Source organism: Dysosmobacter sp. HCP28S3_G4, from assembly GCF_052065175.1.
Taxonomy (GTDB): Bacteria; Bacillota; Clostridia; order Oscillospirales; family Oscillospiraceae; genus Oscillibacter.
In genome coordinates this window covers 1-11,405 of the sequence record NZ_JBQHUP010000065.1, presented here as the reverse complement: position 1 = coordinate 11,405, position 11,405 = coordinate 1, and the positions used below count along the sequence as shown (strand labels likewise).

At 62.7% G+C, this 11,405-nt stretch carries 10 protein-coding genes and 5 tRNA genes; 14 read left to right on the top strand and 1 reads right to left on the bottom strand.

What is annotated here, in order from left to right; translation table 11 throughout:
* Window positions 1-326: 326 nt before the first annotated feature.
* From ACTNBU_RS11625 to ACTNBU_RS11610, 4 genes are all read left to right on the top strand, one after another.
* Complete coding sequence (locus ACTNBU_RS11625) at window positions 327-1,562, top strand: aminopeptidase (protein ID WP_441034137.1); 1,236 nt, start codon at window positions 327-329, stop codon at window positions 1,560-1,562.
* 36 nt (window positions 1,563-1,598) lie between these two features.
* Window positions 1,599-2,087: a gamma carbonic anhydrase family protein gene (locus ACTNBU_RS11620; RefSeq protein ID WP_441034135.1), complete on the top strand. Its 489-nt coding sequence runs from the start codon at window positions 1,599-1,601 to the stop codon at window positions 2,085-2,087.
* A gap of 131 nt (window positions 2,088-2,218) precedes the next feature.
* Window positions 2,219-3,568, top strand: a complete 1,350-nt coding sequence (locus tag ACTNBU_RS11615; protein ID WP_441034133.1) for an MATE family efflux transporter — start codon at window positions 2,219-2,221, stop codon at window positions 3,566-3,568.
* 29 nt (window positions 3,569-3,597) lie between these two features.
* Window positions 3,598-4,755, top strand: a complete 1,158-nt coding sequence (locus tag ACTNBU_RS11610; RefSeq protein WP_441034131.1) for an AI-2E family transporter — start codon at window positions 3,598-3,600, stop codon at window positions 4,753-4,755.
* Between the two features lie 72 nt (window positions 4,756-4,827).
* On the opposite strand, the gene ACTNBU_RS11605 is transcribed toward ACTNBU_RS11610, so the two are convergent.
* Window positions 4,828-5,532 (bottom strand): RsiV family protein, encoded by a 705-nt coding sequence (locus tag ACTNBU_RS11605; RefSeq protein ID WP_441034129.1) that lies wholly within the window; start codon window positions 5,530-5,532, stop codon window positions 4,828-4,830.
* A gap of 164 nt (window positions 5,533-5,696) precedes the next feature.
* On the opposite strand from ACTNBU_RS11605, the gene ACTNBU_RS11600 reads away from it, so the two are divergent.
* From ACTNBU_RS11600 to ACTNBU_RS11555, 10 genes are all read left to right on the top strand, one after another.
* Entirely contained in the window at window positions 5,697-6,005 is a 309-nt protein-coding gene (locus ACTNBU_RS11600) for a YerC/YecD family TrpR-related protein (RefSeq protein WP_441034127.1), read from the top strand.
* Window positions 6,002-6,760: a class I SAM-dependent DNA methyltransferase gene (locus ACTNBU_RS11595; RefSeq protein ID WP_441034125.1), complete on the top strand. Its 759-nt coding sequence runs from the start codon at window positions 6,002-6,004 to the stop codon at window positions 6,758-6,760. The genes ACTNBU_RS11600 and ACTNBU_RS11595 overlap by 4 nt, the downstream gene beginning before the upstream one ends.
* A gap of 56 nt (window positions 6,761-6,816) precedes the next feature.
* On the top strand, window positions 6,817-7,710 hold the full coding sequence (gene hslO, locus ACTNBU_RS11590) for an Hsp33 family molecular chaperone HslO (RefSeq protein ID WP_441034123.1): 894 nt from the start codon (window positions 6,817-6,819) through the stop codon (window positions 7,708-7,710).
* A gap of 78 nt (window positions 7,711-7,788) precedes the next feature.
* Window positions 7,789-7,865: transfer RNA gene (locus ACTNBU_RS11585), tRNA-Val, on the top strand.
* A gap of 25 nt (window positions 7,866-7,890) precedes the next feature.
* Window positions 7,891-7,967: transfer RNA gene (locus ACTNBU_RS11580), tRNA-Asp, on the top strand.
* A 3-nt stretch (window positions 7,968-7,970) separates the two neighbouring features.
* Window positions 7,971-8,046, top strand: a tRNA-Phe gene (locus tag ACTNBU_RS11575).
* Window positions 8,047-8,049: 3 nt separating this feature from the next.
* Window positions 8,050-8,125 (top strand) — tRNA-Gly (locus tag ACTNBU_RS11570).
* A gap of 98 nt (window positions 8,126-8,223) precedes the next feature.
* Window positions 8,224-8,298 (top strand) — tRNA-Cys (locus tag ACTNBU_RS11565).
* Between the two features lie 156 nt (window positions 8,299-8,454).
* Window positions 8,455-10,035, top strand: a complete 1,581-nt coding sequence (locus tag ACTNBU_RS11560) for a peptide chain release factor 3 (RefSeq protein WP_441034122.1) — start codon at window positions 8,455-8,457, stop codon at window positions 10,033-10,035.
* Window positions 10,036-10,116: 81 nt separating this feature from the next.
* Window positions 10,117-11,268, top strand: a complete 1,152-nt coding sequence (locus ACTNBU_RS11555; RefSeq protein WP_441034120.1) for a DUF4317 domain-containing protein — start codon at window positions 10,117-10,119, stop codon at window positions 11,266-11,268.
* Window positions 11,269-11,405: the final 137 nt, after the last annotated feature.

Here is an 11,405-nt window from a genome sequence, read left to right as displayed (position 1 = left end):
ACGATTCCACGATCCAGCTTCCCTCGTTCAAGCATCTTTCATCACCCATGCTTATTTTACCATATAAATGCGAAAAAGCCCAGCTATGCTCGACTTTTTCGACAGCCTGAAAGGAAGCGCCCCGCGGGGCGCTTCCTTTTTTCACCGGCCAATCGTAAACAAATTTCAAATACTGCCTGCCGTTTCTTTACAAGGCTGGAAAAATGCTCTAAAATAAGGAAACCGGCCATCCAATGCGTTTTTTCGGCCCACAGCCCTGTTTAACATGCGGGAGACCGGCATATATTAAAATGATCAGACTGCTTTGCGGAAAGGATGCGATCCTCATGAAGGATATGGAAGAAAAGTTTCAGGAATACGCCCAGCTGCTCATCGACATCGGACTGAACGTGCAGAAGGGGCAGACGCTGGTGATCTCCTCCCCGGTGGAGTGCGCCTGGTTCGCCCGGCTCTGTGCCGAAAAGGCCTATGACCGGGGCTGCCGGGAGGTGGTGATGAACTGGCACGACGACGCCATGGCCCGGATGAAGTATCTGAAGGCCGACGGCGCCATCTTCGACGAGGTGCCCCTGTGGCGGAGGCACTTCTTCAACGACTACGCTTTGGAGGGGGCGGCCTATCTGGCCATCTCCGCCTCGGACCCGGAGAATTTCAAAGGCGTGGCGCCGGACCGCATCGTCCGGGCCCAGCAGGCCAGCGGCAAGGCCTTGAAGGACTTTGACCGGCTCCAGATGTGCGGCGGCTTCCCCTGGTGCATCGCGTCCATCCCCATCCCGTCCTGGGCCAGGGTGGTCTTCCCGGACTGCCCGGAGGACGAGGCCATGGAGAAGCTGTGGGACGCCATCTTTGCCGCCGTCCGTATCTCCGGCGACGGCAAGTGCGTGGAGAAGTGGGAGAAGCACCTGGTCACCCTCCATCAGCGGATGGAGAAGCTGAACGAACTGAACTTCAAGTCCCTGCACTACACCAACTCCCTGGGCACGGACCTGACGGTGGAGCTGCCGGAGGGCCACATCTGGGAGGCGGGCAACGACGTCACCCTGTCCGGCCAGGAGTATATCGCCAATATCCCCACGGAGGAGCTGTTCACCTCGCCCCTGAAGACCGGCGTCAACGGCGTGGTGTACTCCGCCGTGCCCCTGGTGAACGACGGCAACATCATCGACAAGTTCCACTTCGTGGTGAAAGACGGCAAAATCGTGGAGGCCCACGCGGAGAGGGGCGAGGAGGCCCTGAAGGCCGCCATCTCCGTGGACGAGGGGGCCTGCTATTTCGGCGAGGTGGCCCTGGTGCCCTACGACTCCCCCATCTCCAACCAGAAGATCCTGTACTACAACACTCTGTTTGACGAGAACGCCGCCTGCCACATCGCCTTCGGCGAGGCATATCCCTGCCTGAAGGGCGGCCAGCAGATGACCAAGGAGGAGCTGAAAGCCCACGGCCTCAACGACTCCATCACCCACGTGGACTTCATGGTGGGCACGGCGGACCTGTCCATCGTGGGCACCACCCACGACGGCCGGGAGATTCCCGTGTTCGTGGACGGCAACTTCGCCATCTGAGTTCCGGCGCGGCACGAAAGAAAGAGAGCGATTCCAATGGCTTACGAACTGAGGACCACCGACGCGGACGTCCTGATCTGCGAGGGCGCGGCGGTGGTGGGGGACGTGACGCTGGGAAAGGGCGTCAGCGTCTGGTACAACGCCGCCATCCGGGGCGACCAGGGCCCCATTGTCATCGGAGAGGACACCAATGTTCAGGAGTGCGCCGTGCTCCATGAGACGTCCACCATCGGAAAGGGCTGCACCATCGGACACGGGGCGGTGGTCCACGGCTGCACCGTGGGGGACAACACCCTCATCGGCATGGGGGCCATCGTCCTCACCGGCGCCCGGATCGGCAATAACTGCCTGGTGGGCGCGGGGGCGCTGGTCACCGGCAAAATGGACGTTCCCGACGGCTCCCTGGTGCTGGGAAACCCGGCGAAGGTGATCCGTCCGCTGACGGCGGCGGAGATCGCGGAAAACGTGGCCTCCAGAGACGAGTATCTGGACATGGCCCGCCGCTGCCGGGCGGGGCGCGTCTGATTCCACAAAAGAAGCCGCCGGGACGGGAACTCTTTCGGTGGTTTGCCACTTGCAACGGCGGCGGAGTCTGCTATACTGGCTTCCTGAATCAAAAGCAAACGATTTTCTGCACATAAAGGAGCCGGTATTCCATGACTTTGAAGCCTTCCGTCCAGACCCGCCGGGTCTTCCGCCTGTCCCTGCCCATCTTCGCGGAGCTGCTGTTGCAGCTTCTGGTGGGCAATGTGGACCAGTTCATGATCTCCCGCTTCGGTTCTGCCGCCGTGGCCTCCATCGGCAACGGCAATCAGGTGATGAATGTGGTCATCATCGTGCTGGAGACCATGAGCGCCGCCACCACCATCCTGCTGACCCAGCACATCGGCGCCGGGCAGACGGGGGAGAAGTGCGACGGGATCGCCACGGTGGGCGTGGCCGTCAGCGCGCTGTTCAGTCTGCTGATGGGCCTGATCCTGCTGCTGGCGCCCCATGTGGTGTTCAGCCTGCTGCGGACGCCGGAGGAGTCCCTGGCCGGCGCCTGCCTGTACACCCGCATCGTGGGCGGTGCGGTGTTGATCCAGGGGCTGTACATCGAACTGTGCGCCGTACTGCGGAGTTATACGCTGCTGAGAGAGGTGGTCACCGCCAGTGTGGTGATGAACCTGCTGAACGTGGCGGGCAACGCCGTCCTCATCAACGGCTGGCTGGGCTTTCCGCAGATGGGCGTCACCGGCGCCGCCGTGTCCACCTGCTTCAGCAAGGCCGTGGGATTGGCGCTGGTGATCTGGATGCTGCGGCGGAAATGCGCCGTCCGGTTCTCCCTGAAGCACCTGCGGCCTTTTCCGTGGGCCACCTGCCGGAAGCTGCTGGCCATCGCCATGCCCTCCGGCGGAGAGTCCCTGTCCTACAATGTCTCGCAGATCTTTATCCTGCGCTTTATCAATCTCATGGGCACCGCGGTCATCGCCACCAAGGTCTACGCCAGCATGCTGGCCAACGTGGCCTATGTGTACTCTATTGCTGTGGCCCAGGCCACCCAGATCATTCTGGGCTATCTCATGGGTGCACGGAAGACGGAGGAGGTGAGCCGCCGCGTGTGGTCCACCCTCCGCATCGCTCTGACGGTATCGGAGCTGCTGACGCTGCTGATCCTGATCTTCTGCGACCCCATCTACAGCCTCTTTACCGCCGACCCTGTCATTCATGAGTTGGGCCGGAAGGTGGTCATGGTGGAGTTTCTGCTGGAGATCGGCCGGTCCGTGAACATCGTCATGGTCCGATGCCTCACCACCGCCGGAGACGTGTGGTATCCGGTATGCGTGGGCGTGTTCAGCATGTGGCTGGTGTCGGTACTGGGCAGTTGGCTGCTGGGCCACGCGGTGGGCTGGGGCCTTGTGGGCATCTGGATCGCCATGGCCTGCGACGAGTGCCTGCGGGGAGTGCTGTTTACCATCCGGTTCCGGAAGGGCGTGTGGAAGCGGAAGCGGCTGGTGGACGAGTAAACCTTTTGGAAAGGAAATGAAGTCATTCGATGGAATGGAATAAACAGACGGTCAAAAGTCTTCTGCTGGTGGTCTGCGGCGGCGTGGCGTTCTACTGCGCCCTTCAGCACCTGGGCACCGTGTTGGGCGCCGTGGGCTGGCTGCTGGGCATTCTTTCGCCGTTCCTGCTGGGCTGCGCCATCGCCTTTGTGCTGAACGTCCCCATGCGGGCCATTGAGCGGCACCTGTATTCCGGCGTCAGGAAGGGCGGGAAGCTGCGCCGTCCTTTGGCGCTGGTGCTGACGCTGGTAGGGCTGCTGGGCGTACTGAGCCTGGCCTGCGGCGTCATCGGCCCCGGCATCCGGGAGGCCCTGCGCTCTATCGGCGGACAGCTTCCCACCGCATTGGACCGGTTCGAGACATGGCTCCTCCAGCTGGAGGCCTGGCTGCCCTATGCGAAGGATCTGGTGGCCAGCTGGGAGCTGGATTGGAGCTCCCTGTCCCAGAAGGCCATCGGCCTGGCCCAGAACTGGGGCACCGCTCTGGTGTCCTCCGGCGGCGGACTGATCGGCGGCGTGGTCAGCGGCCTCAGCACCTTTGTCATCGGCCTGATCTTCTCCTTCTACATCCTGCTCCAGAAAGAGAAACTGGCCCGACAGGGACGTCAGTGCCTGTACGCCCTGCTGCCGGAGCGGGCGGCGGACCGGACACTGGAGGTCCTGCGTCTGACAGACCGCACCTTCTCCGGCTTTCTGTCCGGCCAGTGCCTGGAGGCCTGTATCCTGGGGACCCTGTTCGTGGTGGCCATGAGCCTGTTCCGGATGCCCTACGCCCTCCTGGTAGGCGTTCTCATCGCTCTGACGGCCCTGATCCCCATTGTGGGCGCCTTCATCGGCTGCGCCGTAGGTGCGCTGCTCATCGCCATCAGCGACCCCCGGCAGGCGCTGGTATTCGTCATCCTGTTCCTGGTACTTCAGCAGATCGAGGGGAACCTGATCTATCCCCATGTGGTGGGCTCCTCCGTGGGTCTGCCCTCCATCTGGGTATTGGCCGCCGTCACTCTGGGCGGCAAGCTCATGGGCATCGCCGGGATGCTGTTCTTCATCCCCCTGTGCTCCGTCCTGTACGCCCTGTTCCGCCAGTTCGTCATCCGGCGGCTGCGGCAGCGGCATGTGGATCCGAAAAAGTGGAAGGGCCCCGCGGCATAGCGGGGCGACCGCACAGAATGCCCTGCCGGTGTGGAACACGCTCCATGCCGACAGGGTATTTTCCTTTGCAGATCATGTTTGCAAACGGATCAAAGACTCTGGGATGGGCCAGGCACAGCCCTGTTCCCCGAAGGGCAGGGAGAAGGTGGGGACGCCCTCTGCCCAGGGGGCGATGGCGTACATCTGCCAGAAAAACTGAAGGCCCTCCGGCGTGACATAGTAGTTCTCCCGGTTGAAATTCCTGCGCAGCTCCTGCCGCCACTTCTCGTGATAGCGGGCCATGCCCGCCGCCTCCTGCCGCCGGATTTCCGCCTCCGCCGTCTGGCACAGCAGCTTCCGCACCGGCGTCCGCCGGGGGAAGAAGTCGCCCAAGGGAATGGGATAGCCGGTGCGCAGATCCCAGGTATCCCCCCTGCGGAGGATCTCCGTGCGGCCGCCCAGACACTCCCGGGTGTCAGTATGGAGGCTCCAGATACCTTTTTCCGAGCAGGTGACGCGATAGGTCAGCGACGCCGTGCAGCAGGGGAGGGGGGCGCTGTCCGCCAGGGCCTGCCGGTATTCCGCGGCGGCCTTGGGAAACAGCCAGTTCTCGCAGTAACGGAAATAGGACCGGGCCTGCAGCTGGTAGAAGCGGTCGATGCGCCTGCCCACCCGGCCGTTCCGCTCGATAGGACGGGGGAGGGATACCGTGGCCTTCAGCACGGGAATGTCCTCCGCCGTCCACTCCCGCTCCGCCGTGAATTCCTCGGTCTCCAGGGCCAGCAAACGGTCCTCCATGGGACAGCCACCTCCGCAAAATCGTTCTGTCTCAGCCTATGCGGAGACCGGGAAAGGGTGCGGGAAAAACTTTGCGCAAAAACTACGCTTCCTCTTTACTTTCACGCTCTACAATGTTAAAATGGATTGATCAAAAGGATCTTGACATTTAAGGAGTATGTGACATGGTGAAGATCGGCAAGAAAGAGAAGAACGGCGAACTCTATAAAGCCATTCTGATGCTGAAGGACGAGAAGGAGTGCTACGACTTCTTCCAGGACCTGTGCACGGTTTCGGAACTGCGTTCCATGGAGCAGCGGTTTGAGGTGGCGTCCCTGCTGGATCAGGGGCTGATCTACAATGATATTCTGGAGCGCACCGGCGCGTCCAGCGCCACCATCAGCCGGGTGAACCGCTCCCTGAGTTATGGCACCGGCGCCTATGCCAAGATTTTCGCACGCCGGAAGGGCCAGGAGGAACCGAAGGAGCAATGAGCAGTTACGAGGCGCTGGCCGGCGCGTATGACGTTCTGACCCAGGATGTACAATATCGCCGCCGGGCAGACTATCTGGACCGGCAGCTGCGGAAGAGCGGCGTCCCGGTGCGGACGGTGCTGGATCTGGGCTGCGGCACCGGGTCCATCGCCTGCCTGCTGGCGGAGAGGGGCTACGCTGTCACCGCCGCCGACGGCTCTGTGGAGATGCTGACGGAGGCGGCCCGGAAGATCGCGGCGCTGGATCTGGAGAAGCCGCCCTTCCTGCTGCACCAGTCCATGTCCCGGCTGCGCCTGATGGGACAGGTGGACGCCGCGGTGTCCACGCTGGACGCCCTGAACTATCTGACCCGGCCGTCGGAACTGCAGGAGACCTTCCGCCGCGTGGCGAAATACCTGCGGCCTGGCGGACTGTTTCTGTTTGATGTGAACACGCCCTATAAGCTCCGCCGGATGGACGGCCAGATCTGGCTGGACGAGACGGAGGACGTCTACTGCGTCTGGCGGACGGAGTTCTCCCGGCGGACCCGGATCTGCACCTACTGGGTGGATCTGTTCCGCCGCAATGACGATGACACCTGGGATCGGAGCGTTGAGGAGCATCGGGAGCGGGCCTGGGAGGAGGACGAGCTGCGTCAGTGGCTGGCGGACGCCGGCTTTGATCAGGTGCGCCTGACAGGCGACATGACGGGCCGTCCGCCGAAGCCGGAGGAGGACCGCTGGATCTTCCATTGCCGGAAGGCCGCTGAGACGTGAGCCGTCCGGCGGCTTCGCAGCGGTATTTGAACGATGAACAAAAGGAGCATTTTCATATGAGCGATCAACTGGTACGGGCCATCACCGCCGACGGCATGGTGAAGGCCACGGCAGTCTCCACCAAATATCTGACAGAGCGGGCGCGGCAGATCCATCAGACGCTGCCGGTGGCCACGGCGGCTTTGGGCCGTCTGCTGGCGGCGTCCTCCATGCTGGGCAACGCCCTGAAGGACACCGGCAGCAGCGTGACCCTTCAGGTGAAGGGCGGCGGCCCCCTGGGGACCATTCTGGCTGTCTCCGACAATGAGGGCAACGTCCGGGGCACGGTGGACGATCCGGCGGTAGACCTCCCCCTGCGGGAGGACGGCAAGCTGAACGTGGGCGCCGCCGTGGGCACCGACGGCACCCTGACCGTCATCCGGGACCTGAATATGAAGGATCCCTACGTGGGCACTGTGGCGCTGCTGTCCGGCGAGATCGCCGACGATCTGGCGTCCTACTTTGTGGAGTCGGAGCAGATCCCCTCGGCGGTGGGGCTGGGGGTGCTGGTGGACCGGGACCAGAGCGTCCGTGCCGCCGGCGGCTATCTGATCCAGCTGCTGCCCGGCGCGGGGGAGGACGTCATCGGCAAGGTGGAGGGCGGCGTGCTGGCCGCTGGAAGCGTGACGAACCTCCTGGACGGGAACGACAATCCCGAGGCCATGCTGCGGAAGCTGCTGTCCGACTTTGAGGTGGAGATTCTGGAAAAAACTCCCATTGAGTACCGCTGCACATGCAGCCGGGAGCGGATGGCCCGCGCCCTCATCAGCATGGGTCCCGACGAGCTGCAAAGTCTGATCGACGAGCAGGGACAGGCAGATCTCACCTGCCGCTTTTGTGACAGAAAACAGCATTTTTCCAGAGAAGACCTGGAAGAAATGATGGCAAAAATGCGGAAAAACAAAAAATAAAAAAATTCAAAAAAACGGTTGACAAATGGGGGCCCGGTGAGTATAATAACTTTTGTCGTCTGACGGAAGTGGTCATCCGGGAGCATAGCTCAGCTGGTTAGAGCACCTGCCTTACAAGCAGGGGGTCACTGGTTCGAGTCCAGTTGTTCCCACCACTCAATGCGTCGGATGAAGGAAAATGGCCCGGTAGTTCAGTTGGTTAGAACGCTAGCCTGTCACGCTAGAGGTCGACGGTTCGAGCCCGTTCCGGGTCGCCATTTGCCCAGATAGCTCAGTTGGTAGAGCAGAGGACTGAAAATCCTCGTGTCGCTGGTTCGATTCCGGCTCTGGGCACCATTTGCGGGCATAGCTCATCTGGTAGAGCGCCACCTTGCCAAGGTGGAGGTAGCGAGTTCGAGCCTCGTTGCCCGCTCCATTTGAAAAGATCACACGCCGGTGTGATCTTTTCAAATGGGGAGCATATAATTCATGTGGGCTCTGATCAAGACCGCATTTCTGATAGATTGTTTCCTTGGTGACATAGCCAAGTGGTAAGGCAAGGGTCTGCAAAACCCTGATTCCCCGGTTCAAATCCGGGTGTCACCTCCAGATCAGGAAAAGTCCTAAGGCTTGAAAAGGCCTTAGGACTTTTTCGTGTACCCGCGCCTCTGGGGACCGGGCGGCAGCGCCCGTTTTCCCTGTTCACCGTGGACAAGCACTCCGAATCACACTATTTCAAGCGCCGGAAGGCGCATGGAGGTTCTCATGGCTGATCTTCGTTCTGAAATCTCCCGGCGGCGGACCTTTGCTATTATTTCCCACCCCGACGCCGGTAAGACGACCCTGACGGAAAAGTTCCTGCTCTACGGCGGCGCCATCGCCCAGGCCGGCGAGGTGAAGGGCAAGCGGGCCCGGGCCGCCACCTCCGACTGGATGGAGATCGAAAAGCAGCGCGGCATCTCCGTCACCTCCTCCGTCATGCAGTTCCAGCACGACGGCTTCTGCATCAACATCCTGGACACGCCGGGCCATCAGGACTTCTCCGAGGACACCTACCGCACCCTCATGGCCGCCGACAGCGCTGTCATGGTCATCGACGGCGCCAAGGGCGTGGAGCCCCAGACCCGGAAGCTGTTCAAGGTCTGTGCCCTGCGGCACATCCCCATCTTCACCTTCATCAACAAGATGGACCGGGAGACCCGGGACCCTCTGGACCTCTGCGAGGAGGTGGAGCGGGAGCTGGGCATCGACACCTATCCCGTCAACTGGCCCATCGGCTGCGGCAAGGAGTTCCAGGGCGTCTACGACCGGGAGAAGAAGCGCATCCTGTTCTTCTCCGGCGAGGGACACGCCAAAAAGGCCGCCGCCACGGAGGTGGATCTGGAGGACCCCGCCGTCAGTGAGATGATCGGAGAGAAGCGTGCCGCCACGCTGCGGGACGACGTGGAGCTGCTGGGCGCCGGACGGGAGTTCGACATGGAGGCCGTGCGGAACGGCACGCTGTCTCCGGTGTTCTTCGGCTCCGCCCTGACCAACTTCGGCGTGGAGCCCTTCCTGGAGGAGTTCCTGCGGATGACCACGCCGCCGCTGCCCCGTGTGGCGGACACCGGCGAGGTGGACGTGTACAGCCCCGATTTCTCCGCCTTCGTCTTCAAGATCCAGGCCAACATGAACAAGGCCCACCGGGACCGTCTGGCCTTCATGCGCATCTGCTCCGGCCGGTTCCAGCGGGACACGGAGTATTTCCACATGCAGTCCGGCAAGAAGCTGCGGCTGTCCCAGCCCCAGCAGATGATGGCCGCGGAGCGGGAGATCGTGGAGGAGGCCTATGCCGGCGACATCATCGGCGTCTTCGACCCCGGCATCTTCTCCATCGGCGACACCATCACCGTGCCGGGAAAGAAGTTCAAGTTCTCCGGCATCCCCACCTTTGAGCCGGAGCACTTCATGCGGGTGTCCCCCAAGGACACCATGAAGCGCAAGCAGTTTATGAAGGGCACGGAGCAGATCGCCCAGGAGGGCGCCATCCAAATCTTCAAGATCCCCGACGCCGGCATGGAGGAGGTCATCGTGGGCGTGGTGGGCACGCTGCAGTTCGATGTGTTCCAGTACCGGATGAAGAACGAGTACGGCGTGGAGCTGTATATGACGGGCCTGCCCTACGAGCACCTGCGGCGCATCACCGCCTGCCCCGGCGACCCCAAGGACCTGACCCTCTGCACCGACGCCAAGCTGCTGGAGGACTTCCGGGGCCGGAATCTCATCGCCTTCGGCGGCGAGTGGTCTGTGGGCTTCCTGACGAAGCACAACCCGGGCCTAGAACTCAGCGAGTCCCTGTCCGTATAAAACCTTTCCGACGGCCTGACTGCCGGTCTCGAAGAGACCGGCAGTTTCCGACCTTTATAAGAGGAATGGGAGTGTATCATCATGAATGAAAAAGAAGTTTCGGAGCTCCGCCGCCGCCTGCGGCCGGAGAAGAACAACATTAGCCACGTCTGCGGCTGCTACGTCAACGACCAGCGGGAGATCGTCTCCCTGTTCAGCCAGTCTTTGACCATGATGGCCCAGGAGGAGGCGGAGGCGTATCTGGCGCTGCTGAAGAAGTGCCTCTCCGGCACGTTGGGGAAGAACCTCATCGACATCTCCTTCGCCACCCGGCAGGTGGCGGACGGCGACGAGCACCGTCTCCTGATGGCCCTGCGCTCCACAGAGCTGCGGGACCGGGGCGTGGTGGAGGACTTCTGCCGAAAGATCATCGAGGGACTGGCCTTTGAGGGCAGCTACCTGATCCTGCTGGCCCAGGACGCCTACGACGTGCCCTATCACACCAAGGACGGCGAGCGGCAGGACGACGCCTCCGAGGAGGTCTACACGTATCTGCTGTGCGCCGTGTGCCCGGTGAAGGCCGTGAAGCCCGCCCTGCGTTACGCCAGCGAGGAGCATGTGTTCCGCAGCCGGGACGGCGGCTGGGTGGTGGCGCCGCCGGAGCTGGGCTTCCTGTTCCCGGCCTTCGACCAGCGGGCCACCAACCTGTACAACGCCCTGTACTACTCCAAGGACATTGCCGAGACCCATCAGGACTTTGTGGACGCCGTGTTCCGCACGGAGCTGCCCATGCCGGCGGCGGCCCAGAAGGAGACTTTCCAGTCCCTGCTGGGGGACACGCTGGGGGAGGAGTGCAGCTATCAGGTGGCAAAGGCCGTCCACGACGATCTGTGCAGCCGCATCGAGGCCCAGAAGGAACATAAGGATCTGGAGCCGCTGACGGTCTCCAAGGCGGAGGTCCGGGAGGTGCTGGAGGACTGCGGCGTCTCCGGGGAGCGGGTGGACGCCTTCAGCGAGCGGTTCGACGCCGCTTTCGGCGAGGGAGCGGATCTCAGCCCCCGGAACATCGTGGACGATAAACAGTTCGAGATCAAGACCCCGGACGTCACCGTCCGGGTGAGCCCGGACCGCAGCGATCTGGTGGAGACACGGGTCATCGGCGGCGTCCGGTACATCCTCATCCGGGCAGACGAGGGCGTGGAGGTCAACGGTGTCCCCATCGCCATCGCGGAGAAAAAAGAAGTATTTGCATGAGAAAAGTGGGGGGGGGGGGGGGGGGGGGGGGGGGGGGGGGGGGGGGGGGGGGGGGGGGGGGGGGGGGGGGGGGGGGGGGGGGGGGGGGGGGGGGGGGGGGGCGGCGGGGGGGGGGGGGGGTGGGGGGGCGGCGGGGG

Bases quoted from the DNA above. Each gene is read 5' to 3' on its own strand.
- hslO (WP_441034123.1), top strand. From the start codon at position 6,817: ATGAGCGATCAACTGGTACGGGCCATCACCGCCGACGGCATGGTGAAG.
- ACTNBU_RS11610 (WP_441034131.1), top strand. From the start codon at position 3,598: ATGGAATGGAATAAACAGACGGTCAAAAGTCTTCTGCTGGTGGTCTGC.
- ACTNBU_RS11555 (WP_441034120.1), top strand. From the start codon at position 10,117: ATGAATGAAAAAGAAGTTTCGGAGCTCCGCCGCCGCCTGCGGCCGGAG.
- ACTNBU_RS11560 (WP_441034122.1), top strand. From the start codon at position 8,455: ATGGCTGATCTTCGTTCTGAAATCTCCCGGCGGCGGACCTTTGCTATT.
- ACTNBU_RS11615 (WP_441034133.1), top strand. From the start codon at position 2,219: ATGACTTTGAAGCCTTCCGTCCAGACCCGCCGGGTCTTCCGCCTGTCC.
- ACTNBU_RS11620 (WP_441034135.1), top strand. From the start codon at position 1,599: ATGGCTTACGAACTGAGGACCACCGACGCGGACGTCCTGATCTGCGAG.
- ACTNBU_RS11625 (WP_441034137.1), top strand. From the start codon at position 327: ATGAAGGATATGGAAGAAAAGTTTCAGGAATACGCCCAGCTGCTCATC.
- ACTNBU_RS11600 (WP_441034127.1), top strand. From the start codon at position 5,697: ATGGTGAAGATCGGCAAGAAAGAGAAGAACGGCGAACTCTATAAAGCC.
- ACTNBU_RS11605 (WP_441034129.1), bottom strand. From the start codon at position 5,532: ATGGAGGACCGTTTGCTGGCCCTGGAGACCGAGGAATTCACGGCGGAG.
- ACTNBU_RS11595 (WP_441034125.1), top strand. From the start codon at position 6,002: ATGAGCAGTTACGAGGCGCTGGCCGGCGCGTATGACGTTCTGACCCAG.